Consider the following 23,694-nt stretch of genomic DNA (forward strand, 5'->3'; position numbering starts at 1 on the left):
CTCCAAGCGTTGCGACAAAGTCGGTAATTGTAGCGGTCCAGGATGCCGCCTGTCAGTTGCTGACTGTGTCTAAAGCACGGGTTTGGTGAAATGTAGTGGTAAAGACAAAATTCGGCGGTTATTTGCCGGAAATTATTGAATATGTAGTGGCAAATACAACGAGTGTTACGGAGGGTTACGGATAAGGTAGCGTGACCTCCAAAAAATTGACTGCGCTGAAAGCCCCGGTTTTATTGGGTTTGCGCGAGGCGCAATTTTTTTGAACGACGAATTGTTACGTAAAGCACGACGGGCGCGCATTGCTACGGCTGTCACTCGGCGGCATAATGTAGCCCCTTTTTTCTGCCCCTACATGTGGAAGGTTCCCGTGACTCAGAAGCCCGACCAGTGTCTTGGTGAATGGATCGACCGTGAAGCACTCGCAGAAGCGATGATTCCGCTTATCGGTCAGCTCTACCGCAATAACAACGTGGTGAGCTCGATCTATGGCCGCAGCCTGATCAATCGTTCAGTCATTGCGATTCTCAAAGCTCACCGCTTTGCTCGTCACCGTCAGTCCGACGAAAGCGAGCTGTCCGTCCACGAAACATTCCCGCTGATCAAGGCAATGAGCGAACTCAAGCTCGGTGCCGCCTCGGTGGACCTGGGCAAGCTGGCGGCCAAATTCAAGGCCGAAGGCAATGGCCGTACTGCAGAGCAGTTCGTCCGTGAAGAACTGGCCGACGTGGTTGGCCAGCAAAACGCATCGGCCCGCAAAGGCACCGACGTTGTCCTCTACGGCTTCGGTCGTATCGGCCGTCTGCTGGCGCGCATCCTGATCGAGAAAACCGGTGGCGGCGACGGCCTGCGCCTGCGTGCCATCGTTGTCCGCAAGGGCGCCGAGAACGACCTGGTCAAGCGCGCCAGCCTGCTGCGTCGTGACTCGGTGCATGGTCCGTTCGATGGCACCATCACCATCGATGAAGCCAACAACACCATCACCGCCAACGGCAACCTGATCCAGGTTATCTACGCCAAGAGCCCGACCGAAGTCGACTACACCCAGTACGGCATCGAAAACGCTCTGATCGTCGACAACACCGGTGTATGGCGTGACGCCGACGGCCTGGGCCAGCACCTGGCCTGCCCGGGCGCTGCCCGCGTGATCCTCACCGCACCTGGCAAGGGCGCGCTGAAGAACATCGTGCACGGCATCAACCACGGCGACATCACCCCTGACGACAAGATCATCTCGGCGGCTTCCTGCACCACCAACGCCATCGTGCCGGTGCTCAAGGCAGTCAACGACAAGTACGGCATCGTCAACGGTCACGTCGAAACTGTTCACTCGTTCACCAACGACCAGAACCTGATCGACAACTTCCACAAGGGCAGCCGTCGTGGCCGCGCCGCGCCGCTGAACATGGTAATCACCGAGACCGGTGCCGCCACCGCAGCCGCCAAGGCGCTGCCAGTGCTCAAGGGCAAGCTGACCGGCAACGCGATTCGCGTTCCTACGCCGAACGTGTCGATGGCCATCCTGAACCTGAACCTGGAAAAGGCCACCACTCGCGAAGAGATCAACGAGTACCTGCGCCAGATGGCCATGCACTCGGATCTGCACAAGCAGATCGACTACGTGAGCTCCCAGGAAGTGGTTTCCACCGACTTCGTTGGCTCGCGCCACGCAGGCGTAGTGGACGCTGAAGCGACCATCACCCAGGATAACCGCGTTGTGCTGTACGTTTGGTACGACAACGAGTTCGGTTATAGCTGCCAGGTGGTTCGCGTGATGGAAGACATGGCCGGTGTAAACCCGCCAGCATTCCCGCGCTAAGCCTTAGCTGCACATGAAAACGCCCCGACTTTGGTCGGGGCGTTTTTGTTTGTGCTGCTTTTGGCTGTTGATGGGTGTGTTGTTCGGCCTGGCCACTTCGCAGGCAAGCCCGCGCCCACAGGGATTGTGGCCGGCCGTGGGATTGGCGGTCACTGAAGATCAAAATTGTGGGAGCGGGCTTGCTCGCGAAAGCGGTGGATCAGTCGACATCTCTGTTGAGTGTGCCGGCCTCTTCGCGAGCAAGCCCGCTCCCACAGTTCTATCGCATAATGGCTGGCCTTGGCGGCGTGTCAGGGGATGTATTGGGGAGCTCGGGAATTGTTGATCAGGTGGCAGGGGGTGGCATGTTTGCTACTCGGCGCACTATCAGGCTGTGGCAACAACGACGCCCTCGAAAGCTTCGGCGGCCCGACCATGGGCAGCACTTATTCGATCAAGTACGTACGCCATGCCGGCCTTCCGGCGTCGGACGAAGTCCGTGTCCAGGTCGAGCAAATCCTCGCTGACGTGGACCTGCAAATGTCGACCTACCGCAGCGACTCGGACATCGAGCGCTTCAACGCGTTGCCGGCCAACCGCTGTCAGGCAATGCCGGCGTCGATCCTAGAGTTGGTCCGCGTGGGCGAGCAACTGTCAGTGCAAAGCGATGGTTCCTACGACCTGACAGTGGAGCCGTTGCTGAACCTCTGGGGGTTTGGTCCGCAGGCACGGGAGGAGAAGGTCCCGGTCGCCGAAGCGCTCGCTGAAGCCCGCCAGCGCGTCGGCCACCAGCACTTGCGCATCGAAGGCGACAATTTGTGCAAGGACGCCGCCGTCGAGGTCGATTTCAACAGCATCGCCGCCGGTTATGCGGTGGACACGATTGCCGCAAAACTCGAGGCGATGGGCATCCACGACTACCTCGCCGAGGCGACAGGCGAGCTCAAGGCGGCTGGCAGGAAACCCGACGGTTCGCCATGGCGCATTGCACTGGAAGAGCCGCGGGATGATCGGCAGGTGGCTGAGCGCGTCATTGTGGTCGACGGTTATGGCCTTTCAACTTCCGGCGACTACCGGAATTATTTCGCGCAGGGCGGCCAGCGTTTTTCCCACACCTTCGATGCCCGCACCGGTGCGCCGGTCTCACACGCTCTGGCGTCCGTCACGGTCATTCATCCTTCAGCGTTGATGGCCGATGGCTTATCGACGCTGTTGCTGATTCTCGGCCCGGAACGCGGTTGGGACTACGCGGAAAAACACGATATCGGCGCATTTTTTGTGATTCGTGCCGATACAGGTTTCGTCACACGCAGCAGTCACGCTTTTGAGCGCCTCAGTGGCAAGAAAACCGAGTGATTGTGGCGATTTGAGCATTGAAAACTGGCGTTGTAGTGCAGGCAAAAGTAGCCTACGACGCGACCAAGGGTTAATGTGCCCGGCGTTGACGCTTCTATAGACTGTGTCCGGGTTCTGCACTGGCCCCAAATTGTTCCTTCATGCCATAGATTGGCGTGATTTAGCCGCAGGTGCCGAGGGTGCCGCGGCCTGTTCTGAGGAGTACGCATGGCTGTCTACAACTACGACGTGGTGGTGTTGGGTTCCGGCCCGGCGGGGGAAGGCGCGGCAATGAACGCCGCCAAGGCAGGGCGCAAGGTGGCGATGGTCGATAGCCGTCGCCAGGTCGGCGGCAACTGCACTCACTTGGGCACCATCCCTTCCAAGGCACTACGTCACTCGGTGCGGCAGATCATGCAGTTCAACACCAACCCGATGTTCCGGGCCATTGGTGAGCCGCGCTGGTTCTCGTTCCCGGACGTGTTGAAAAGCGCCGAGAAAGTCATCTCCAAGCAAGTCGCTTCGCGTACCGGCTACTACGCCCGCAACCGCGTCGACGTGTTCTTCGGCACCGGCAGTTTCGCCGACGAGCAAACCATCGAAGTGGTCTGCGCCAACGGCGTGGTCGAGAAACTGGTGGCCAAGCACATCATCATCGCCACCGGTTCGCGTCCGTATCGCCCGGCGGACATCGATTTCCACCACCCGCGTATCTACGATAGCGACACCATCCTGAGCCTCGGCCACACCCCGCGCAAACTCATCGTTTACGGCGCAGGCGTGATCGGTTGCGAATACGCCTCGATCTTCAGCGGGCTGGGTGTGTTGGTCGAACTGGTGGACAACCGTGGTCAGTTGCTGAGCTTCCTGGACTCGGAAATTTCCCAGGCCCTGAGCTATCACTTCAGCAACAACAACATCACCGTTCGCCACAACGAAGAGTATGACCGCGTCGAAGGCGTGGACAATGGCGTGATCCTGCACCTCAAGTCCGGCAAGAAGATCAAGGCCGACGCCTTGCTCTGGTGCAACGGCCGTACCGGCAACACCGATCAGTTGGGTCTGGAAAACATCGGCGTGAAGGTCAACAGCCGTGGCCAGATCGAAGTCGACGAGGCGTATCGCACCTGCGTGCCGAACATCTATGGCGCCGGCGACGTGATCGGCTGGCCGAGCCTGGCCAGTGCCGCCCACGACCAAGGTCGCTCGGCCGCTGGCAGCATCGTTGATAACGGCAGCTGGCGTTTCGTCAATGACGTGCCGACCGGCATCTACACCATTCCGGAGATCAGTTCGATCGGCAAGAACGAGCAGGAGCTGACCCAGGGCAAAGTGCCGTACGAAGTCGGCAAGGCGTTCTTCAAGAGCATGGCGCGGGCGCAGATTGCCGGCGAGCCGCAAGGCATGCTGAAGATCCTGTTCCACCGTGAAACCCTGGAAGTGCTGGGCGTTCACTGCTTCGGTTATCAGGCATCGGAGATCGTGCACATCGGTCAGGCGATCATGAACCAGCCGGGCGAACAGAACACGCTGAAGTATTTCGTCAACACCACGTTCAACTACCCGACCATGGCCGAAGCCTATCGGGTCGCGGCGTACGACGGCCTCAACCGGCTTTTTTGAGCGGCTCCGGCCGGTGGCCTGAGCCGGCCGGGGAGACCGATTTCAGCAATTCTCGAGCGTGGCGCTGGCCAAACCGGGAAAGTCTGTAATCAGGCTGTCAACGCCGAAGTCGGCGAGTCTGCGCATCAACGCAGGCTCGTTGACGGTCCACACCGACACATGCAACCCCTGACGCTGCGCCTTTTGCAGGCGTTCCGGCGTACACAGGGTCCAGTTCAGCGCCAGAATCTCACAGCCATAACTGGCCGCGACCTTCAGCGGGTCGAGCCAAGCGTATTCGGCCACCAGTCCGCGGGACACGTCCGGCACCAGCTCCAATGCTGCCTTTAGCACTTCACGGGAGCTCGAGGTGATGGTCACCTTGTCCATCAGGCCATGACGCTGGACCATTTCGCGAATCGCCAACACGGTGGTCGCGGCACGCATCCGTGATGCGCTCTTGACTTCCAGCTGCCAGTGATCGAAGTCGCACTTCTCGAACAGTTCTTCCAGCGTCGGAATCGGGCACGGCTTGATCCAGCCCGGGCCACCCTTGCGCGCGTCATAGGTCACAAGCTCGGCCGCCGTGTGTTCGACGACCTTGCCGCGACGGTCCGTGGTGCGCTTGAGGGTCGGGTCGTGGATGACCATCAACTCGCCGTCCCTGGACAGGTGCAGGTCCAGTTCGCAGCGACGCACGCCGTGCTTGAGACATTCCTGAAAGCTGGTCAGGGTGTTTTCCGGTGCTTCGCCCTTGGCGCCGCGATGGCCGTAGATGAGGGTCACGGTTCTTCCTTAAATTAATTGCCTGATTCGAGTTGTTCGCGGGCCAGGCGTCGTACCTGGGCCTGCTTCTGCAAGATGTGGCGGGCCAACAGTTGGCGCTGGGCGTCGGTCAGGTGTTCGAACTCGGTGCCAACGTCATAGCCATCGCCCTTGCGGTCGCAATGGGTGACGCGGGCGCGCAGCAGCAGGCCCAGGGCTTGCGGCATCAACACCAGCTTGACCGACAGGTGTGCGCCAGCGGCGATGGGCGATGGATGCTGAAAGTCGATGCCGCCTTCGGAGATGATCACCGGCTGCGGTTCGCCGATCTGCCCGAGCACGGTGATGGCGATCACCTGGCTCAGCAGATCGATGCGTTTGTTCTGTGATTTCAAGAATGCCGCAATGTTGCGGTCGCGCTCATTGATCTGGCGCAACAGGTGCTGCGACTCGAATTCACTTAGGTGCAGTTCGCTGAGCAGGTTGAAGAGGGGGGAAGCATCCTGCAACACTTCCTGGTCTGCGGCTTCAGAAGCGGACAGGGGCCGAATTTCCAGTGCGATCGTATCCTCGATACGGTAGTATTCGCGGCGATCTTCTTCATCTAATGTCGACATGGCGAACCCATGGTAGCGGCGGTGGTCTGAGTGTAAAGCTGGTTATCGACCCCCGCCACAAGGACGTTCCTTTTCCCTCCGAACAAGCCCCGACATGTTCAGACCTCTCTTCGTATTTATCGGCACGCGTTACACCCGTGCAAAGCGTCGCAATCATTTTGTGTCATTCATTTCCCTGACTTCGATGATCGGGCTCGCCCTTGGCGTGGTCGTGATGATCGTGGTGCTGTCGGTGATGAACGGCTTCGATCATGAGATGCGCACCCGCGTGCTGGGCATGGTGCCCCACGCGACCATCGAGTCCGGCGAGCCGATCAGCGATTGGCAAAGCCTGGCGGCCAGGGTCAGGCAGAACCCGCAAGTGACGGCCGTGGCGCCGTTTACGCAAATGCAGGGGTTGCTGACCAATAACGGCAAGGTCTCGAAGGTCCTGCTCAATGCCATCGACCCGGCGCAAGAGCGCCAGGTGTCGATCATCGATCACTTCATGACCCAGGGCAAACTCGACGACCTGGTGCCGGGCGAGTTCGGCATCGTTATCGGCGACAAGGCCGCGGCCAAGCTCGGTGCGGCAATCGGCGACAAGCTGACTTTCGTCGCGCCGGAGGTCACCGTGACCCCGGCCGGGATGTTCCCGCGCATGAAGCGCTTTACCGTGGTCGGCATTTTCCATGTCGGCGCCGGTGAGCTCGATGGCTACCTGGGCGTCACCAACCTGCAGGACCTGGCCCGGCTGCATCGCTGGAAACCGGATCAGGTCCAGGGCTTGCGCCTGAAGTTCGACGACCTGTTCCAGGCGCCGCGTACCGCGTGGAGCATCGCCCGCGACCTCGGCGAAGACCGCTTCTACGCCCGCGACTGGACCCGCACCCACGGCAACCTGTACCAGGCGATCCGCATGGAAAAAGCCATGATCGGCCTGTTGCTGCTGCTGATCGTTGCCGTCGCGGCGTTCAACATCATTTCCACACTGGTGATGGTGGTGAACGACAAGAAGGGTGACATCGCGATCCTGCGCACACTGGGCGCCACGCCGGGCACGATCATGCGCACCTTCATGGTGCAGGGCACGGTGATCGGCGTGGTCGGTACCGCGATCGGCGCCGTGGTCGGGATCTTCGCCGCGCTGAATGTCAGTGCCGCGATCTCGGCCCTCGAAGGCCTGATCGGCCACAAATTCCTCAACGCCGACGTGTACTTCATCGATTACCTGCCGTCGCAAGTGCAGAGCCAGGACGTTGTCATGGTCTGCGCCGCCGCGTTGATCCTGAGTTTCCTCGCCACCCTGTATCCAGCCTGGCGTGCCGCGCGCACCCAGCCTGCGGAGGCGCTACGTTATGAGTGAGTCGGGCATGAGTGATAAAGCAATCTTGAGCTGCCGCAACCTGGGCAAATCCTACGAGGAAGGTCCGGAGTCGGTAGAGGTCCTGGCCGGGCTGCAACTGGAAATGCATCCGGGCGAGCGTGTGGCGATTGTCGGCAAGTCGGGCTCGGGCAAAAGCACCTTGCTCAACCTGTTGGGCGGCCTCGATACGCCGACCAAGGGCAGCGTCTGGCTCGATGGCGAAGAACTGTCGGCGCTGAGCGAGAAGAAGCGCGGCCTGCTGCGTAACCGAGCCCTGGGCTTCGTGTACCAGTTCCACCACCTGCTGCCGGAATTCACCGCGCTGGAAAACGTCTGCATGCCGCTGCTGATCGGCAAGACCGCGATCCCCGAAGCGCGCCAGCGTGCCACGGCGTTGCTGGAGCGGGTAGGGCTGGGCCACCGGTTGGAACACAAACCGGCCGAATTATCTGGTGGTGAGCGTCAGCGCGTGGCCATCGCCCGCGCCCTGGTCAACACACCGGGCCTGGTGATGCTCGACGAGCCGACCGGCAACCTCGACGCCCACACCGCCCAGGGCATTCAGGACTTGATGCTGGAACTCAGCACCTCGATGCGCACGGCGTTCCTGGTGGTGACCCACGACATGAACCTGGCCCGCCAGATGGACCGAGTCCTGCACCTGCAGGAAGGTTGCCTCACGCCCATCTGATTGGCTGCAACCCGATGCCTGGAAAGGCGTCGGGTCTTTTATTTTTATACGGTGCCCCAGCGAATGTTCAGACCGTTATCGATCTTTATCGGCACGCGCTATACCCGCGCCAAGCGTCGTAATCGCTTTGTTTCCTTCATCTCGATGACCTCGATGATCGGCCTCGCCCTGGGCGTGCTCGCGATGATCGTGGTGTTGTCGGTGATGAACGGCTTCCAGCGCGAAATGAGCTCGCGCATCCTCGGCATGGTGCCTCATGCCACCATCGTCGGCGTCAACCCGATTGATGACTGGAAGCCCGTGGCAGCGGCCGCGATGAAAAACCCGGAAGTGACGGCGGCGGTGCCGTTCACCGAGATGGAAGGCATGCTGTCCTACAAGGGCACGATGCAGCCCATCCAGGTCAGCGGTGTCGACCCGGCGCTGGAAGGCCAGGTGTCGATCGTCGCCAAGCACATCGTCCAGGGCAGTCTCGAGGCCCTGAAGCCGGGCGAATTCGGCGTGGTGATCGGCGAGATCACGGCCCGGCGCTTCCGCCTGAACGTCGGCGACAGGATCACCCTCATCGTGCCGGAAGTCAGCAATGCGCCGGGCGGCATTACCCCACGCATGCAGCGGCTGAATGTGGTCGGCGTGTTCAAGGTCGGTGCCGAGCTCGATGGCACCATGGCCCTGATCCACATGGCCGATGCCGCGCAGATGCAGCATTGGGAGCCGGATCAGGTGCAGAGCGTGCGCCTGGCGGTGAAGGACCTGTACGCCGCACCGCAAGTGTCGAGCGACATCGCCACGGGGCTCGGTGCCGCCTACAAGGCTGACGACTGGACCCACACCCAGGGCAGCCTGTTCAGTGCGATGAAGATGGAAAAAACCATGATCGGCCTGCTGTTGCTGATGATCGTCGCGGTGGCGGCGTTCAACATCATCGCGACCCTGATCATGGTTGTGAACGACAAGGGCGCAGACATCGCGATCCTGCGCACCATCGGTGCCACGCCGCGACAGATCATGGCGATCTTCATGGTGCAGGGCACAGTGATCGGTATTGTCGGCACCCTGATTGGCGGTGTGTTGGGCGTGATTGCCGCGCTGAATGTCAGCCAGATCGTGGGCTGGATCGAGCGGGTCAGCGGGCAGCACATCTTCAGTTCGGACGTGTATTTCGTCAGCAACCTGCCGTCCGAGCTGCAAGGCGGCGATGTGGTGCTGATCTGCTCGGCAGGGTTTGTCTTGAGCTTCCTCGCCACCGTTTACCCGGCGTGGCGTGCGGCGAAGATCGAACCGGCTCACGCATTGCGCTATTCGTAAGCCGTTACACCGCTTTCGCGAGCAAGCCCGCTCCCACATTGGAATGCGTCCCCCTGTGGGAGCGGGCTTGCTCGCGAAGAGGTCGGAACTGCCGGCCTCAATCCCCCCTTGGCAACTCGATCACAAACCGCGTCCATCCATTCTCCGATTCGCAACGAATCTGCCCGCCGTGGGCGCGAATGATTGACTGCGTAATCGCCAACCCCAACCCCGCATGTTCACTGCTGCCTTCGCGACGTGCAGGATCGGCCCGATAAAACCGGTCAAACAGGCGCGGCAATAGATCTTCGGAAATCTGTTGGCCCGTATTTTCAACGGTCAGGCACAATTCTTTCGGCTGCTCGACAATCCGCACCCGAACCTCGCCCTCAATCGGTGTAAACCGCAACGCATTGTCCAGCAAATTGGAAAGCGCCCGACGCAACATGCTGCGATCACCTTCCATGCGCGCATTACCGTCACGGCTCAACTTCACCTGAGCGTCCTCTGCCAGCGGCGCAAAAAACTCCAGCAGCAGATCCGCTTCGTGTCCCAGCTCCAAGGTCTCGCGCTTGGGCATCAACAGGCCATGGTCAGCCTTGGCCAGATACAGCATGTCGTTGACCAGTTGCGCCATCCACTGCAGTTCTTCGAGGTTGCTGTGCAGGGCTTCGCGGTAGTCCTCGATGGGGCGGGGGCGGGTGAGGGTGACCTGGGTGTGGGTCAGCAGGTTCGACAATGGGGTGCGCAGTTCGTGGGCAATGTCGGCAGAGAACGCGGACAGGCGCTGAAAAGAGTCGTCGAGGCGTCCGAGCATGGCATTGAAGTTGTGGGCCATTTCCGCCAGTTCCGGTGGCATGTTTTCTTCAGGCAACCGCATGTTCAGCGATTGCGCGGAAACACCGCTGGCGACCGCACTGATGCGCCGCAACGGGCGCAAGCCGCTGCGCGCCGCCCATGCCCCCAGCAGTGCGGTGGCCAGGGCTGACAGGCCGACGGTCAGCCAGATCAGATGCTGCATGCGTTGCAGAAAGTGCTGGTGGTGGGTGATGTCCAGCATCAGGGTCAGTTGCGGTGAATCGGGTTTGTTCGCATCGAGCGGCGCATTCAGCACGCGGTAATCCATGCCTTCATGGCTCACCGTCGACAATCCGGGCTGGCGCGGCAACAGCAGCGGAAGGTTTGTCGAGCTGTCATACCAGCGCTGACCGTCGCTGCCGGTGATACGCAGTGACAGATCAGCCTGTCGGCTCAGTTCCTCCGTCAGCTTCACTTCGCTGTTACTCGATTGAAAGTCGTGCAGGGCCCGACGCAGGCCCGTCAGCTTGGCGCCCAGCAATTGCTGGTCGAGCTCAACAAAGTGCGCCTCACTGGCGCGGCTGAACAGCACCCCGGCGAACAGCGACACCACGGCGGTGCAGGCGGCAAACAACAGCGCCAGGCGGCTGCTCAAGGAGAGACGGCGCATCAGGCAGGGCGCTCTTCAAGCACGTAACCCATGCCGCGCACGGTGTGGATCAGCTTGTTGGGGAACTCATCATCGATCTTCAGGCGCAGTCGGCGGATCGCCACCTCGATGACATTGGTGTCGCTGTCGAAATTCATGTCCCAGACCTGGGACGCAATCAGCGACTTGGGCAGGACTTCGCCCTGACGGCGCAGGAGCATTTCCAGCAGGGCGAACTCCTTGGCGGTCAGGTCGATCCGCTGGCCGCTGCGTTCGACCCGGCGACGGATCAGGTCCAGGCGCAAATCGGCCAGTTGCAGGCTGGTCTCCTGAGGCGTGGCGCTACCGCGACGCAACAGGCTGCGGACCCGGGCCAGCAGTTCGGAGAACGCAAACGGCTTGACCAGATAGTCATCGGCGCCCAGTTCGAGGCCGTGGACCCTGTCTTCCACGGCGTCGCGCGCTGTCAGAAAAAGTACCGGCGTGTCCAGGCCGGCGCCGCGCACGGCTTGCAGAATCTGCCAGCCATCGCGGCCGGGCAGCATCACATCGAGAATCAGCAGGGCATACTCGCCGCTGAGGGCCAGTTGCTGGCCGGTGCTGCCGTCGGCCACCAGTTCCGTGTTGAACCCGGCCTCGGCCAGACCCTGACGCAGGTAGTGGCCGGTCTTCGGTTGGTCTTCGACAATCAGCAGTTTCATGGGCGACTCATGGCAAGTGGAACGAACGCTTTATACCGTGGGCAGCGTTCATACAGGTCAACCTGACAAAGTTGTAATCTGGCTGTCAGGTTACGGGCAGTGGCAGCAGTTTAGAGTTTTCCTCATGCTGAGCCTTATCTTGTTGGAGTATGACGATGTTTTTACGCAAATCCCTGGCGCAAATCCTGTGTTTGCTGGCGCTGAGCTCACCGGTGTGGGCGGACGGCGGGCATGCCTACGATTTCGGCCAGCCGGCCCCGGCGGCCAAGGCGACCCGCAATGTCGAAGTGGTCATGGGGGACATGTCCTTCGCGCCGAAGGCCATCGACATCAAGGCCGGAGAAACCGTGCGCTTCGTGCTGGTCAATAAAGGCCGGTTGCTGCATGAGTTCAACCTGGGGGATGCGGCGATGCACGCCAGGCACCAGCAGGAAATGTTGCAGATGCAACAGAGCGGCATGAAGGCCATGGACCACGGCAAAATGGCCGGCATGGATCACGGCAAAATGGATCACGGCATGAAGCATGACGACCCCAACAGCGTGCTGGTGGAGCCAGGCAAGACCGCCGAGCTGACCTGGACCTTCAGCAAGGCCACCGGCCTTGAGTTTGCCTGCAACATCCCCGGTCATTATCAGGCCGGTATGGTCGGCAAACTGACTGTCAGTCAGTAAGCACTCAAAGGCGGGAGCAAAGGCTGATAGAATCCGCTGATTCTTCAGTCAGGTTTCCGCCATGCATCCCGCAGCCGAACACTCGCCGCTGGGCAAGTCCAGCGAATACATCGCCACCTACACGCCGTCCTTGCTGTTCCCGATCCCGCGCACCGCGAAGTGGGCGGAGCTGGGCCTGACGGCTGAAACCCTGCCATATAAAGGCGTGGACTTCTGGAACTGCTTCGAACTGTCCTGGCTGCTGCCTTCGGGCAAGCCGGTGGTGGCGATCGGCGAATTCAGCATTCCGGCGGATTCGCCGAATATCATCGAGTCGAAATCGTTCAAGCTCTACCTCAACTCCCTGAACCAGACGCCGTTTGTCGACACCGCGAGCCTCGAGGCGACGCTGACCAAGGACTTGTCGGCGGCTGCCGGCAAGCCGGTGGGGGTGCGCATTCGCAGTCTCAAGGATGTCGAGCGCGAAGGCGTCGTGGCCTTGCCGGGCGTGTGCATCGACGAACTGGATATCAGCGTCAGCAACTACGAGCATCCACGGCCGGAACTGCTGCGTTGCGATGATTCGCGCATCGTCGAGGAGAGCGTGCACAGCCATTTGCTCAAGTCCAACTGCCCGGTCACCAGCCAGCCGGACTGGGGCAGCGTGGCAGTGGAGTACCGGGGTGCGGCGCTGGATCACGCGAGTCTGCTCGAGTACATCGTCAGCTTCCGTCAGCATTCGGACTTCCATGAGCAGTGCGTGGAGCGGATCTTCCTCGACCTGCAGCGGTTGTTGAAACCGGAGAAACTGACGGTGTACGCGCGTTATGTGCGTCGTGGCGGGCTGGATATCAACCCGTATCGCAGCACTGAAGAGGTGCAGTTGCCGAACCATCGCCTGGTCCGCCAGTAACGCTTTAATGTGGGAGCGGGCTTGCTCGCGAAGGCTGCTTCACATTCAACGATGATGTTGACTGACCCACCGCTTTCGCGAGCAAGCCCGCTCCCACAGATCATGGAAATTAAAAAACCCCGCCATCGCCAGCGGGGTTTTTGCATCAGGAGGGTTCAGATCCCCATGTTGGCCAAGGCCTGCCCGATGTTGCGCAGGGTGCCGGCAAGGGTAGGGTGTTCGAGTTCGAAGCGTTCGACGGCGAGGTTGACGTTGTCGGCGATACTGGAATCCTGGGTCTTGGTTTCGAGCTCAAGCTCAAGTTCGATCTGTTGCATCAGTGCGCGCAGATCTTCCCGTTCAATATCGGACAGTGGAGGATTCTGTTCCAATTGCTCGCGCAGGGTATTGAGCTGTTCTTGCAGTTCGCGGGCAGGCATGGCGTTCTTCCTTCTCTCGATTGGCACTGGCATAGACCGCAGCGGTCCGCCAAAGGTCTATGGCTGACCTTTAGATTAATCCACTCCTGTCTAACCTGCATGATCTCGATCAGGGCTTTTCGCCTTTGAACCGGCGCAACTGGATGTCTGCCAGGCAGGTGTCGAGTTCACCGAGGTGATCGATCACCGAATGCACACCCAGGCCGAACAGTTGCATCGTGGCCTTGCCGCGTTTGATGTCGCGCTCCTGCTGGGTCAACGCTTGCCATTGCCGGGGCGCCAACCCGCACAGCGAACCGCAGGACGCCAGGCCGATGGTCCACAGCCCGGCATTAAGCCCCGCTTGCAGCAGGCGCGGTTCACCGCTCACCAGTACACAGCCGTCGAGTCGGTCGACGTTCAGGCTCATCAAGGCTTGCCAGCAGGCATCCGGGGCGGGCCATGGGCTAATTGTTGCTGGATGTTGCGATGGTTTGATCCATTCCGGCAGCGCAGCCGCCAGGGACTGGCTCAGGTCCGGGGGCAGTTCATCAAGCCAGGCACAGGGAATTTGCTGGCGCTGCAAACTGAGCAGGCTGTCCAGTGCGCCGGGTGTGGACTCTGCGTGCTCGGCCGAGTGGCTGGCGTGGCGATGGGTGTGCGCGCCGAAATCCACAAGGCAGCCACTGAGGCCGAACAGTACGGCGGTCAGACGGGGTGCGGTTTGGGGCAAGGCTTCGGCGAGCGGCATATGGACGTCCCTGAAATAGCCTGAAGGCTACCGGGCGACGGTGACAGTTGAGTGACATGGATGTGAATCGCTCACAGTTCGCACGATTCCTACGGCAAGATGCGTGCAAAGTGCCTTAAACGGCGTTTACGTCTTATACTTGCCCACTTATTGCCCGGGCCAGGTGCCCGAGCCGGTACAAACCAAGGAGTTTTTTTTCTATGCGCTGGAGCAATCATCTAGCCAGGATTTGTGTATGCGCCAGTGTGATGCTGGTTCCGTTCGTTGCCCAGGCAGCCTCGGAAGATGATCCTTGGGAAAGCGTCAACCGCCCGATCTACCAGTTCAACGACGTGGTCGACACCTATGCACTGAAACCCTTGGCCCAGGGCTACCAGTACATAACACCGCAGTTTGTCGAGGACGGCGTTCACAACTTCTTCCGCAACATCGGCGATGTGCGCAACCTCGCCAACGATATCCTGCAGGCCAAGCCTCATGCCGCGGGCGTTGATACCGCACGCATCATTTTCAACACCACCTTCGGCTTGCTGGGCGTGATTGATGTCGGCACCAAAATGGGCCTGCAACGCAATGACGAAGATTTCGGCCAGACGCTGGGTTACTGGGGTGTCGGCAGCGGCCCTTACGTGATGCTGCCACTGCTGGGCCCAAGCACCTTGCGCGATGCACCGTCCAAGTACGTCGACAGCTACACGGGCGCCTATCGCTACGTGAACGACGTTCCTGTGCGTAACTCGTTCTTCGCCCTGGACATCATCGATACGCGTGCCAACCTGCTGTCGAGCGAGAAGCTGATCACTGGCGACAAGTACACCTTCATCCGCAATGCGTACCTGCAGAACCGGGAATTCAAGGTAAAAGACGGTCAGGTCGAAGACGATTTCTGATCTCGACCGGTAAACTGAAAAAAGGCGGCCGTTAATCAAGGTCGCCTTTTTTGTTTGCGAAGACCCGCCAGCGGGTGAAATCGGGCTTTTTACTTTAGTGCCGACCGGTTTGACTCGCGGGTTCGAACCTTCCATTGGGTTACGGATTTGACTGTTCTTATAACTCTCGGTGATTTGACAAACAAAGACGTCAAGCGACCATCGGCGTGAGCTTGAAACGCCCCGCGGATGGGAGTACCGTCTGCGCCTTAGAAGGGCACCTCTGGTGTACACGTGTGTAGGGCAAATGCCCGAAAGCGGTGCGACAGAGAGGCTAGAAAGCGAATCCAGTAGTGAGTGCCGGGTCAAATTCCCCGCCTGCTACGCCAACCTAATTCTGGCGCCGTTTGCCCACATGCCAAAAACCAGTGCCACGCTGCTGATAATCGATGATGACGAAGTAGTGCGCGCGAGCCTCGCCGCCTATTTGGAAGACAGTGGTTTCAGCGTCTTGCAGGCCAGCAATGGCCAGCAGGGTCTTCAGGTATTCGAGCAAGACAAGCCCGACTTGGTCATCTGCGATCTGCGCATGCCGCAGATGGGCGGACTCGAACTCATCCGCCAGGTCACCGAGCTGTCGCCGCAAACACCGGTGATCGTGGTGTCGGGTGCCGGCGTGATGAACGACGCGGTCGAGGCCCTGCGCCTGGGCGCGGCGGACTACCTGATCAAGCCTCTCGAAGATCTGGCGGTGCTCGAGCACTCTGTGCGCCGGGCCCTGGATCGCGCGCGCCTGCTGCTGGAAAACCAGCGCTACCGCGAGAAGCTGGAGAAGGCCAACCGCGAGCTCGAAGCCAGCCTGAACCTGCTCCAGGAAGACCAGAATGCCGGTCGCCAGGTGCAGATGAACATGCTGCCGGTCAGCCCATGGACCATCGACGAGTTCAAATTTGCTCACCAGATCATCCCGTCGCTGTACCTGTCGGGTGATTTCGTCGACTACTTTCGCGTCGACGAGCGTCGGGTAGCGTTTTACCTGGCGGACGTTTCCGGGCATGGCGCCTCTTCAGCTTTCGTCACCGTGCTGTTGAAGTTCATGACCACGCGCCTGCTGTTCGAGTCCAAGCGCAGCGGCACCTTGCCGGAATTCAAGCCTTCAGAGGTTCTTGGTCATATCAACCGGGGCCTGATCAGTTGTAAGCTGGGCAAACACGTCACAATGGTCGGTGGAGTCATCGACGAGGAGACCGGTTTGTTGACCTATAGCATCGGCGGTCATTTGCCGTTGCCAGTGTTGTACACGCCAGACAGTGTTCGTTATCTGGAAGGGCGTGGCCTGCCGGTGGGCCTTTTCAACGAAGCCACCTATGAAGACCACGTGCTGGAATTGCCACCGACGTTCAGCCTGACGCTGATGTCTGATGGCATTCTGGACCTTTTGCCAGAACCCACACTCAAAGAAAAAGAAGCGGCATTGCCCCAAAGGGTCAAGGCTGCGGGCGGCACCCTGGATGGGCTGCGGCAGGTTTTTGGATTGGCCACGCTAGGGGAGATGCCGGATGATATCGCCCTGTTGGTGTTGAGCAGGAATCTTTGATGAGTACCGGTAGAATCCAGTTCGCCGAGCAGGACGGCACCTTCGTCCTGAAGTTCGTCGGTGAAGTTCGCCTGACCCTGTGTTCGGCGTTGGATGCGACTATTGAGCGGATCTTCAGCGCATTGAATTTCAACGCGATCGTGATCGATCTGACCGAAACTCGCAGCATCGACAGCACCACGCTTGGCCTGCTGGCCAAGCTGTCGATCCTGTCGCGGCAGAAAGTCGGCCTGCTGCCGACCGTCGTCACCACCCACGAAGACATCACGCGGCTGTTGCAGTCCATGGGCTTCGAGCAGGTCTTCAACATCGTCGACAAGCCGGTGCCCTGCCCGGAATGCCTGGACGACCTGCCAGACCAGGATCAGTCCGAAGAAGTGGTGCGGATCAAGGTGCTCGAAGCGCACAAGATCCTCATGGGCCTGAACGACACCAATCGTGAAGCCTTCCATGACCTGGTGAATGCGCTGGAGCGGCATTGATCCCTTGAGGTGATGCTGTCTGGTCTGGCTAAACACAGATTCACCACAATCCACTGTGGGAGCGGCGGTGCGGCGATCCGACTTGCCCGCTCCCACATTGGTTTTGCACTTGGCGCACGATTCGATTTCAATCCACAATCCCTGTGAGTGCGAGCTTGCTGACAAAAAAGGGCGAACCCGTGAGGGTTCGCCCTTTTTGCATGACGCCCGCTCAGATCACAGCTTGGCCTGCAACAGCGCCTCAAGCTTCTCCTGATCCCGCGCAAACTGACGAATACCTTCGGCCAGCTTCTCGGTCGCCATCGCATCTTCGTTGGACAACCAGCGGAACTGCGATTCGTTGAGGCTCAGGCGCGCTTCACCGGCATGGCCTGGCGCCAGTTTGCGTTCCAGCTTGCCGGTATCCGCTGCCAGCTTGTCGATCAGGTCCGGGCTGATGGTCAGGCGGTCGCAGCCGGCCAGTTGTTCGATCTGGCCCAGATTGCGGAAGCTCGCCCCCATGACCACGGTCTTGTAGTCATTGGCCTTGTAGTAGTTGTAGATGCGCGTCACCGACTGCACGCCCGGATCATCCGCACCGGTGTAATCGTTGCCGTTGGCTTTCTTGTACCAGTCGTAGATACGGCCCACGAACGGCGAAATCAGGAACACCCCGGCATCGGCGCAAGCGGCGGCCTGGGCGAAGGAGAACAGCAGGGTCAGGTTGGTCTGGATGCCTTCCTTTTCCAGGATCTCGGCGGCGCGGATGCCTTCCCAGGTGGAGGCGATCTTGATCAGTACGCGGTCGCGGCCAATGCCGGCCTTGTCGTACAGCTCGATCAGGCGATGGGCGCGCTTGAGCATGGCATCGGTATCGAACGACAGGCGCGCATCCACTTCGGTGGAAATGCGGCCCGGGATCACTTTCAGGATTTCCAGGCCCACGGCCACGCCAAAACGGTCGCTGGCCAAGCCCACATCGCCCTTGCAGTCGTTGACGCTGGCGTTCAGCAGCTCGGCGTACGCAGGAATGGCCGCGGCCTTGAGCAGCAGGGAAGGGTTGGTGGTGGCGTCCACCGGTTTAACGCGAGCGATCGCTTCGAAGTCGCCGGTGTCGGCAACCACGGTGGTCATTTGTTTGAGTTGTTCCAGCTTGGAAGTCATGGGCGTGCTCTGTCCTATGGGTCTGATGACATTACCCGAGCGCTGACAGCCACTCAAGGGCGTGTACGTGTATAGACGGCCCCTGCGGCAACAACCTGAAAACAATTGTTTGAAAGGCGGGGCGTGGTATCGATTAATACGATGCCCAAACGCGGCACAGGTTCAAAGCAACTGACCGTCAGCGCCCCGTGGACGTACGTCCTACTGCGGATTCAACTGGGTAGAGACGGCCATTTTCGCCGGTTTCGCTTGGCCGTCGGAGGTCAGGAAACCGAAATTCCGCTCCCGGTCGTTGCTGCCCGTTTCACTGTTTTTCCACTCGTAAATCGATGTCAGCGGGATGTCGAGCTTCTTGGCGTCGGCGATGAAGGTGCTGATTTTGCTGGCCTGGGCTTCAATCCCGCCGTTTGAGCTGAGGGAGGGTACGCCCCATTCAGTGATGACGCCCGGCAGACGGTAGTTCTGCTGAATAAACGCCTGGGACTTACTGATCTGCTCGCCGGACATGCCATAGGGGTGATAGGAGATCGCACTCAGGCATTGGGGGTATTCACCGACGATTTTTTTCAGCGCCAAGGCTGACGTCGTGCCGACACTCGGTGGCCGGGCAAAGCCAAAGCCGATAAGCGGCGTCGATGGCGGTTGGTCCTGCATCGACTTGCACAGGGCACTCATGAACGGCACAAAGGTCGTGTCGAGATTTCGGGTTGGCCAGTACTTCGCCAGGTCCGGTTCGTTCCATATTTCAATTGCGACGAGCTGCGCGCCGTATGATTTTTCCAGCCCCTTCACCGAACTGGCGAACGATTCGCCCGCCGCAACGAGTTCGCTGGTGTTGTCGGGCGCGGAGGTCAGCGCCTTGGTCGAGCGTACGGTCATCAGTACCGGCAGATCGGCGGACCTGGCTGCGGCAAAGGCGTCGCTGATCTGCTTTTGATAGGCCGGGCCGCCCAGGCTGTTGGTCCACACGCCAAAGCGCACGAATCCAAAGCCGGCGGCTTTGATCTGCTCGGCGTCGGTGGGGGAGAAGGTCTGGATCTTCACCTGGACACCGATGGTCTTGTTGGCGGCAAGCAAAGGGAACAAGTCACTGGCATAAACCTGACTGGCTGCACCCAGCATTAACAGGGTTGAGGCGGTGAGCCGTTTGAAACGTGCTGCGTTCATGCCTGCACTCCTGGCGGGTAATAACGATTTTCCAATGGTTGACGCGTTACTTTCATTTCGATACTCGCGAGGGTGCGAAGTGCGCGAATGTTATTTTTTGTCAGGTAGTCAGTTCTGGAAAATCACAGTTATTTTTGGTCCGGTAATTCTGGTTGGGTGGCTTTTGGGGGCTGTGGTACTTAATGCACTTGTATTAACAGGGCGAATCTATTTCTCAGTTCCGCGAGGTCTTGTGGGTTCACTAAAGCCCACTGGTATGTTGGCCTATTGATATTACACGGGAAAGTAACCTTGTTCAGAAAGATCCTTGTCGTTTGCGTGGGCAACATCTGCCGAAGTCCGACAGCAGAAACTTTGCTGCGTAACGCGCTGGCCCCTTCAACGATCACTGTCACCTCGGCGGGCCTTGCCGCACGGGTTGGCGAGGCCATGGAACCGTCGGCCCTCCAGGTTCTGGAAGAACATGGGCACAGTGCCCAGGGTTTTAAGGCGCGGCAAATTACACCGGACATCGTTAATGAATCAGACCTGATTCTGGTCATGGAAAAAGAGCATGTAAAACAAGTACTGAAGATTGCCTCTCATGCCAGGGGCAAAGTGTTTCTGCTCGGAAAGTGGCAGAGCGAACGAGAAATACAGGATCCGTATCGTCAAGGAAAGGCCGCTTTTATTCATGCCCATGCATTGATTGAAGATGCTGTTAGCTCATGGGCGCAGCGCCTCGGACATTGATGAATATTCTTCAGATCAGTGAATGGTAAGAACAGACTTATGCAGTTACCGTCAGTAATCGGCACCCGTGACAACGATCAAGACAGCATTGATCTTCTCGGCATATTCGGCAGTTTGATCGACCAGAAATGGTTGATCGGCGCGCTCACCGGTGCCTTCATGGCGACCGGCGTTGCCTATGCGGTTTTGGCAACTCCCGTGTACCTGGCGAACGCGTTGGTGCAGGTCGAACCGAAGAAGAACGACATGCTCGGGTTCTCCGATCTCAACAGCATGCTCGGCGGGCAATCGCCGTCGGTGACCGAAATCGGCATCATCAAGTCCCGCGCGGTGATCGGCAAAACGGTCGATGATCTGCGCCTTGATATTGACGTCACCCCCAACACCTTCCCGGTCATCGGCGGCTTTCTCGCCCGACGTTATCGCGGCGAGACCGAGTTCAGTGTCGCGGCGCCGCGTTTCGGCCTGAACAGCTACGCCTGGGGCGGTGAGCGCCTGGAGATCAACCGGCTCAATCTGCCGAAAGAACGGCTGGGCAAGAAACTCACGCTGATTGCCGGTGAGCAGCATCGATTCCAGCTGTTCGATGAAAACGACAACTTGCTGGTCGAAGGAGTCGCTGGCGAGGCGTTCGCGAAAGACGGTATAGAGGGGCAGATCACTCAGCTGTCGGCGAACCCTGGCACCCGCTTCGAAGTGGTGCGCAATCCACGGATCGTGACTATCCAGAGTTACCAGGATGCGCTGGATATTTCCGAGCAGGGCAAGGAGTCGGGGATTATTCGTTTGGCCCTGGCCAGCACCGACGCCGCCGAGGCGGTGAAAATCCTCAATAAAATCGCTTCGTTGTATGTGCAGCAGAACGTGCAACGCACGTCGGCGGAAGCGGCGCAGAGCCTGGCGTTCCTGCAAGGCCAGTTGCCGCAGGTCAAACGCGACCTGGCCAAGGCCAGCGAAGCGCTCAACGGTTATCAGACCCGCGGCAAAACGGTCAACATATCCCTCGAAACCCAATCGGTGCTGGAACAGGTCGTCAGTCTGGACACCCGTATCTCCGAGCTGAAAATGCAGCAGGCGGAGATGGATCGCAAGTTCACCAGGCAGCATCCGGCGTATCGCGCGCTGATGACCCAGATCGGCGAATTGACCCAGCAGCAGAAGTCGCTGGAGAGCAAGGCCCAGGACCTGCCTGCGACGCAACAGGAACTGCTGAACCTGACTCGCGATGTGGAAGTGGCGTCGCAGATCTACACGCAACTGCTGAACAAATCCCAGGAGCTGGACATCGTCCGGGCAGGGGCGGTGGGCAATGTGCGCTTGGTCGACTCCGCGGATGTCGACCTGACCAGCCCGATCAAACCGAAAAAAGCCTTGATCGTTCTGATTGCAACCTTCCTCGGTGCCTTTTTCGGGGTAGCGCTGGTATTGCTGCGCAAGTCCCTGAGCCGGGGCCTGGAAGGTCCGGAGGCCATCGAGCAACTCGGCTTGCCGGTGTACGCGTCGATTCCATACAGCGCACTGCAACAGGAAGAAGACAGTAAAAAAGTTCGCGCCAAGGACGGGGCGGACAAGTCGGCGTACTTGTTGGCCCTGCGTAACCCGACGGACCTGTCCATCGAGTCGATCCGCAGTTTGCGCACCTGCCTGCACTTTGCCGGGCTGGATTCGACCAGCAACCGGATCATGATTTCCGGCCCGAGCCCCCAGGTCGGCAAGACCTTCGTCTCCTCCAACCTGGCGGCAGTCATGGCGCAGAGCGGGCAGCGAGTGGTGCTGATCGATGCCGACATGCGCAAAGGCCATCTGCACAAGACCCTGAACACACCGATTGCCAATGGCTTGTCGGACCTGTTGGTCAAGCGCTGCAGCCTTGAGCAGGCGATCAATAAAGTCGAAGTCGACAACCTGCATTTCATCAGCCGCGGGCAGGTCCCGCCCAATCCTTCCGAGCTGCTGATGCACGCCAACTTTCGTGAGCTGCTGGCGCAACTCAGCGAGCTGTATGACGTGGTGATCATCGACACGCCACCGCTGCTGGCGGTGACGGATGCGGCGATTGTCGGTCGCGAAGCGGGGATCAGCCTGATTGTCACGCGCTTCGGGGTGAACCCGGCCAAAGAGATCGAACTGACGATTCGGCGCTTCGCGCAGAACGGCATCGAGTTGAAGGGCGCGGTGTTCAACGGCGTTGAGAAGCGCGCGGCCAGCTACTACGGCAACGGCGGCTACGGCTATTACAACTACGAATACGCGTCCGACAAATCCTGAGTGTCAGCGGTTGTCCTTTCATGTTTGAAGTGGGTGAGTTGTGAAAAAAATACTGCACGTGGCAGAGACGATCAAAGGTGGCGTCGCGACGGTGATCCGCACGATTTCGGATTCGCCCGAAGGCGACGCGGCAAGCTATGAACTGGTCTATCTGGTCCCGCAGGATCAGGAAAAGGAACTGCACGGGATTGCCGGACAACAGATCCGCACCTTCGCCCGGACCGGACGCAATGTGCCGTCGTTGCTGCGCTTCGCCTGGCGACTGACCCAGGTGATGCTCAAGGAAAAACCCGATGTCGTGCATTTGCACAGCACCTTTTCCGGGGTTATCGGGCGTTGCGTGTGCGTGATGTTGCGACCTTGGCGCAAGCCGAAAGTCGTCTACTGCCCCCATGCCTTTTCGTTCCTGATGGAAAGCTCGCCGACCAAGCAGAAAGCCTACGCGTGGATCGAGCGGGTATTGCAGAAGGTCACCGACGTGATCATCTGCGTCAGCCAGTACGAGCTCGACAAAGCCGCGCGGTTCGGCATTGAGCGCAAGCGCATGAAGCTGATCTACAACGGCATTCATCACAAGGATGACGCGCCGAAAGCCAGCAGCCCCGAGCCGATTCATCTGCTCTTCGTCGGTCGTCTCGACTATCAGAAAGGCTTCGACGTGTTGCTCAAGGCTTTCGCCAACGTCCAGCGCAGCGACCTGAAACTGACGGTGGTCGGCAGTGCCGTGAACGAGGATTCGGTCGAGTGCCCGCCGATGGACGGGGTTGAATACCTGCCCTGGGTGACGCCGAGCGAAGTCCAGGCGCTGTACCGCAAAGCCGACGCGTTGATCGTCCCGAGTCGCTGGGAAGGCTTTGCCATGGTGCCGCTCGAAGGCATGGCCATGGGCTTGCCGGTGATTGCCAGCAACTGCACGTCGCTGCCCGAACTGGTCACCAACGAGGTGTCCGGCTACGTCTTCCCCAGCGGCGACCACCAGGCGCTGGCCGATGTGCTGACGAAAATCCAGAAGCCGCGGTTGCTCGACCTTGGCAGCGAAGGGCGCAGCATCGTCCGCGAGCGCTTCAGCGCCGCGTTGATGATCCGCCAGACCTATGACCTGTATCGCGCCCCCACTTTTTAAGTAGAACTCAAGC

The 23,694-nt window shown here is 59.7% G+C and carries 22 protein-coding genes; 14 read left to right on the top strand and 8 right to left on the bottom strand.

All coding sequences use genetic code 11. The annotated features are described in order from the left end of the window. Window positions 1-352: 352 nt before the first annotated feature. The 3 genes from ACXX83_RS05555 to sthA all read left to right on the top strand — a co-directional run bounded on the left by ACXX83_RS05555 (window position 353) and on the right by sthA (window position 4,753). Complete coding sequence (locus tag ACXX83_RS05555) at window positions 353-1,816, top strand: glyceraldehyde-3-phosphate dehydrogenase (protein WP_015095946.1); 1,464 nt, start codon at window positions 353-355, stop codon at window positions 1,814-1,816. Window positions 1,817-2,113: 297 nt separating this feature from the next. Next, on the top strand, window positions 2,114-3,151 hold the full coding sequence (locus tag ACXX83_RS05560) for an FAD:protein FMN transferase (protein ID WP_458547765.1): 1,038 nt from the start codon (window positions 2,114-2,116) through the stop codon (window positions 3,149-3,151). Between the two features lie 207 nt (window positions 3,152-3,358). Next, window positions 3,359-4,753, top strand: coding sequence for a Si-specific NAD(P)(+) transhydrogenase (sthA, locus tag ACXX83_RS05565; protein WP_458547766.1), 1,395 nt, complete (start codon window positions 3,359-3,361; stop codon window positions 4,751-4,753). Window positions 4,754-4,795: 42 nt separating this feature from the next. Here sthA and ACXX83_RS05570 read toward each other — a convergent pair whose 3' ends face one another. Beyond that, on the bottom strand, window positions 4,796-5,518 hold the full coding sequence (locus ACXX83_RS05570) for a glycerophosphodiester phosphodiesterase (RefSeq protein ID WP_015095944.1): 723 nt from the start codon (window positions 5,516-5,518) through the stop codon (window positions 4,796-4,798). A gap of 14 nt (window positions 5,519-5,532) precedes the next feature. Continuing rightward, the gene (locus tag ACXX83_RS05575) at window positions 5,533-6,114 is read right to left on the bottom strand and encodes a PilZ domain-containing protein (RefSeq protein WP_015095943.1); all 582 of its coding nucleotides are present in this window, start codon (window positions 6,112-6,114) and stop codon (window positions 5,533-5,535) included. A 94-nt stretch (window positions 6,115-6,208) separates the two neighbouring features. Here ACXX83_RS05575 and ACXX83_RS05580 point away from each other — a divergent pair, with 94 nt between their 5' ends. The 3 genes from ACXX83_RS05580 to ACXX83_RS05590 all read left to right on the top strand — a co-directional run bounded on the left by ACXX83_RS05580 (window position 6,209) and on the right by ACXX83_RS05590 (window position 9,458). Then, window positions 6,209-7,459, top strand: a complete 1,251-nt coding sequence (locus ACXX83_RS05580) for a lipoprotein-releasing ABC transporter permease subunit (protein WP_458547767.1) — start codon at window positions 6,209-6,211, stop codon at window positions 7,457-7,459. A 7-nt stretch (window positions 7,460-7,466) separates the two neighbouring features. Continuing rightward, on the top strand, window positions 7,467-8,150 hold the full coding sequence (lolD, locus tag ACXX83_RS05585) for a lipoprotein-releasing ABC transporter ATP-binding protein LolD (protein ID WP_177323586.1): 684 nt from the start codon (window positions 7,467-7,469) through the stop codon (window positions 8,148-8,150). 63 nt (window positions 8,151-8,213) lie between these two features. After that, on the top strand, window positions 8,214-9,458 hold the full coding sequence (locus ACXX83_RS05590; RefSeq protein ID WP_095965252.1) for a lipoprotein-releasing ABC transporter permease subunit: 1,245 nt from the start codon (window positions 8,214-8,216) through the stop codon (window positions 9,456-9,458). Between the two features lie 97 nt (window positions 9,459-9,555). On the opposite strand, the gene ACXX83_RS05595 is transcribed toward ACXX83_RS05590, so the two are convergent. Both ACXX83_RS05595 and ACXX83_RS05600 read right to left on the bottom strand, forming a co-directional pair. Further along, a complete protein-coding gene (locus ACXX83_RS05595) occupies window positions 9,556-10,905 on the bottom strand; it encodes a heavy metal sensor histidine kinase (protein ID WP_458547768.1) in 1,350 nt (449 codons plus the stop codon). Then, window positions 10,905-11,585, bottom strand: coding sequence for a heavy metal response regulator transcription factor (locus tag ACXX83_RS05600; protein WP_015095939.1), 681 nt, complete (start codon window positions 11,583-11,585; stop codon window positions 10,905-10,907). Before ACXX83_RS05600 ends, ACXX83_RS05595 begins: the two co-directional genes overlap by 1 nt. Before the next feature lie 155 nt (window positions 11,586-11,740). Between ACXX83_RS05600 and copI the strand changes: the two genes are divergently transcribed. Next, window positions 11,741-12,259: a copper-resistant cuproprotein CopI gene (gene copI / locus ACXX83_RS05605; protein WP_458547769.1), complete on the top strand. Its 519-nt coding sequence runs from the start codon at window positions 11,741-11,743 to the stop codon at window positions 12,257-12,259. A gap of 61 nt (window positions 12,260-12,320) precedes the next feature. Next, window positions 12,321-13,151 (top strand): NADPH-dependent 7-cyano-7-deazaguanine reductase QueF, encoded by an 831-nt coding sequence (queF, locus tag ACXX83_RS05610; RefSeq protein WP_458547770.1) that lies wholly within the window; start codon window positions 12,321-12,323, stop codon window positions 13,149-13,151. Window positions 13,152-13,306: 155 nt separating this feature from the next. Here queF and ACXX83_RS05615 read toward each other — a convergent pair whose 3' ends face one another. Together ACXX83_RS05615 and pcrP are read right to left on the bottom strand one after the other, a co-directional pair. Continuing rightward, complete coding sequence (locus ACXX83_RS05615; protein ID WP_217837694.1) at window positions 13,307-13,570, bottom strand: DUF4404 family protein; 264 nt, start codon at window positions 13,568-13,570, stop codon at window positions 13,307-13,309. Between the two features lie 109 nt (window positions 13,571-13,679). Then, on the bottom strand, window positions 13,680-14,300 hold the full coding sequence (pcrP, locus tag ACXX83_RS05620) for an HAD superfamily inactivated hydrolase PcrP (RefSeq protein WP_217837695.1): 621 nt from the start codon (window positions 14,298-14,300) through the stop codon (window positions 13,680-13,682). A gap of 200 nt (window positions 14,301-14,500) precedes the next feature. On the opposite strand from pcrP, the gene ACXX83_RS05625 reads away from it, so the two are divergent. The 3 genes from ACXX83_RS05625 (at window position 14,501) to rssC (ending at window position 17,248) form a co-directional block, all read left to right on the top strand. Continuing rightward, window positions 14,501-15,190: an MlaA family lipoprotein gene (locus tag ACXX83_RS05625; protein WP_217837696.1), complete on the top strand. Its 690-nt coding sequence runs from the start codon at window positions 14,501-14,503 to the stop codon at window positions 15,188-15,190. 394 nt (window positions 15,191-15,584) lie between these two features. After that, a complete protein-coding gene (gene rssB, locus ACXX83_RS05630) occupies window positions 15,585-16,766 on the top strand; it encodes a two-component system response regulator RssB (protein WP_032829882.1) in 1,182 nt (393 codons plus the stop codon). Beyond that, window positions 16,766-17,248 carry an anti-sigma factor antagonist RssC gene (gene rssC / locus ACXX83_RS05635; RefSeq protein ID WP_007978612.1) on the top strand — a complete coding sequence of 161 codons (483 nt, stop codon included), beginning with the start codon at window positions 16,766-16,768 and terminating at the stop codon, window positions 17,246-17,248. Before rssB ends, rssC begins: the two co-directional genes overlap by 1 nt. Before the next feature lie 216 nt (window positions 17,249-17,464). Here rssC and tal read toward each other — a convergent pair whose 3' ends face one another. Both tal and ACXX83_RS05645 read right to left on the bottom strand, forming a co-directional pair. Then, complete coding sequence (gene tal, locus ACXX83_RS05640) at window positions 17,465-18,391, bottom strand: transaldolase (RefSeq protein ID WP_458547771.1); 927 nt, start codon at window positions 18,389-18,391, stop codon at window positions 17,465-17,467. A gap of 201 nt (window positions 18,392-18,592) precedes the next feature. After that, the gene (locus tag ACXX83_RS05645; protein WP_458547772.1) at window positions 18,593-19,558 is read right to left on the bottom strand and encodes a glycosyl hydrolase family 5; all 966 of its coding nucleotides are present in this window, start codon (window positions 19,556-19,558) and stop codon (window positions 18,593-18,595) included. A 291-nt stretch (window positions 19,559-19,849) separates the two neighbouring features. Here ACXX83_RS05645 and ACXX83_RS05650 point away from each other — a divergent pair, with 291 nt between their 5' ends. Genes ACXX83_RS05650 through ACXX83_RS05660 form a run of 3 tightly spaced genes read left to right on the top strand, consistent with a single transcriptional unit; the run spans window position 19,850 to window position 23,681 of the window. Continuing rightward, entirely contained in the window at window positions 19,850-20,290 is a 441-nt protein-coding gene (locus ACXX83_RS05650; RefSeq protein WP_458547773.1) for a low molecular weight protein-tyrosine-phosphatase, read from the top strand. A gap of 39 nt (window positions 20,291-20,329) precedes the next feature. After that, window positions 20,330-22,558 carry a polysaccharide biosynthesis tyrosine autokinase gene (locus ACXX83_RS05655; protein WP_458547774.1) on the top strand — a complete coding sequence of 743 codons (2,229 nt, stop codon included), beginning with the start codon at window positions 20,330-20,332 and terminating at the stop codon, window positions 22,556-22,558. 40 nt (window positions 22,559-22,598) lie between these two features. Then, window positions 22,599-23,681, top strand: coding sequence for a glycosyltransferase (locus ACXX83_RS05660; RefSeq protein WP_217837700.1), 1,083 nt, complete (start codon window positions 22,599-22,601; stop codon window positions 23,679-23,681). Window positions 23,682-23,694: the final 13 nt, after the last annotated feature.

It is taken from the genome of Pseudomonas sp. GNP012, assembly GCF_054343835.1.

Coding starts and splice junctions, on each gene's coding strand:
- copI (WP_458547769.1), top strand. CDS start 11,741: ATGTTTTTACGCAAATCCCTGGCGCAAATCCTGTGTTTGCTGGCGCTG.
- rssC (WP_007978612.1), top strand. CDS start 16,766: ATGAGTACCGGTAGAATCCAGTTCGCCGAGCAGGACGGCACCTTCGTC.
- ACXX83_RS05600 (WP_015095939.1), bottom strand. CDS start 11,585: ATGAAACTGCTGATTGTCGAAGACCAACCGAAGACCGGCCACTACCTG.
- ACXX83_RS05560 (WP_458547765.1), top strand. CDS start 2,114: ATGTATTGGGGAGCTCGGGAATTGTTGATCAGGTGGCAGGGGGTGGCA.
- lolD (WP_177323586.1), top strand. CDS start 7,467: ATGAGTGATAAAGCAATCTTGAGCTGCCGCAACCTGGGCAAATCCTAC.
- ACXX83_RS05615 (WP_217837694.1), bottom strand. CDS start 13,570: ATGCCTGCCCGCGAACTGCAAGAACAGCTCAATACCCTGCGCGAGCAA.
- ACXX83_RS05625 (WP_217837696.1), top strand. CDS start 14,501: ATGCGCTGGAGCAATCATCTAGCCAGGATTTGTGTATGCGCCAGTGTG.
- ACXX83_RS05655 (WP_458547774.1), top strand. CDS start 20,330: ATGCAGTTACCGTCAGTAATCGGCACCCGTGACAACGATCAAGACAGC.
- sthA (WP_458547766.1), top strand. CDS start 3,359: ATGGCTGTCTACAACTACGACGTGGTGGTGTTGGGTTCCGGCCCGGCG.
- ACXX83_RS05595 (WP_458547768.1), bottom strand. CDS start 10,905: ATGCGCCGTCTCTCCTTGAGCAGCCGCCTGGCGCTGTTGTTTGCCGCC.
- tal (WP_458547771.1), bottom strand. CDS start 18,391: ATGACTTCCAAGCTGGAACAACTCAAACAAATGACCACCGTGGTTGCC.
- ACXX83_RS05580 (WP_458547767.1), top strand. CDS start 6,209: ATGTTCAGACCTCTCTTCGTATTTATCGGCACGCGTTACACCCGTGCA.
- pcrP (WP_217837695.1), bottom strand. CDS start 14,300: ATGCCGCTCGCCGAAGCCTTGCCCCAAACCGCACCCCGTCTGACCGCC.
- queF (WP_458547770.1), top strand. CDS start 12,321: ATGCATCCCGCAGCCGAACACTCGCCGCTGGGCAAGTCCAGCGAATAC.
- ACXX83_RS05575 (WP_015095943.1), bottom strand. CDS start 6,114: ATGTCGACATTAGATGAAGAAGATCGCCGCGAATACTACCGTATCGAG.
- ACXX83_RS05645 (WP_458547772.1), bottom strand. CDS start 19,558: ATGAACGCAGCACGTTTCAAACGGCTCACCGCCTCAACCCTGTTAATG.
- ACXX83_RS05590 (WP_095965252.1), top strand. CDS start 8,214: ATGTTCAGACCGTTATCGATCTTTATCGGCACGCGCTATACCCGCGCC.
- rssB (WP_032829882.1), top strand. CDS start 15,585: ATGCCAAAAACCAGTGCCACGCTGCTGATAATCGATGATGACGAAGTA.
- ACXX83_RS05555 (WP_015095946.1), top strand. CDS start 353: ATGTGGAAGGTTCCCGTGACTCAGAAGCCCGACCAGTGTCTTGGTGAA.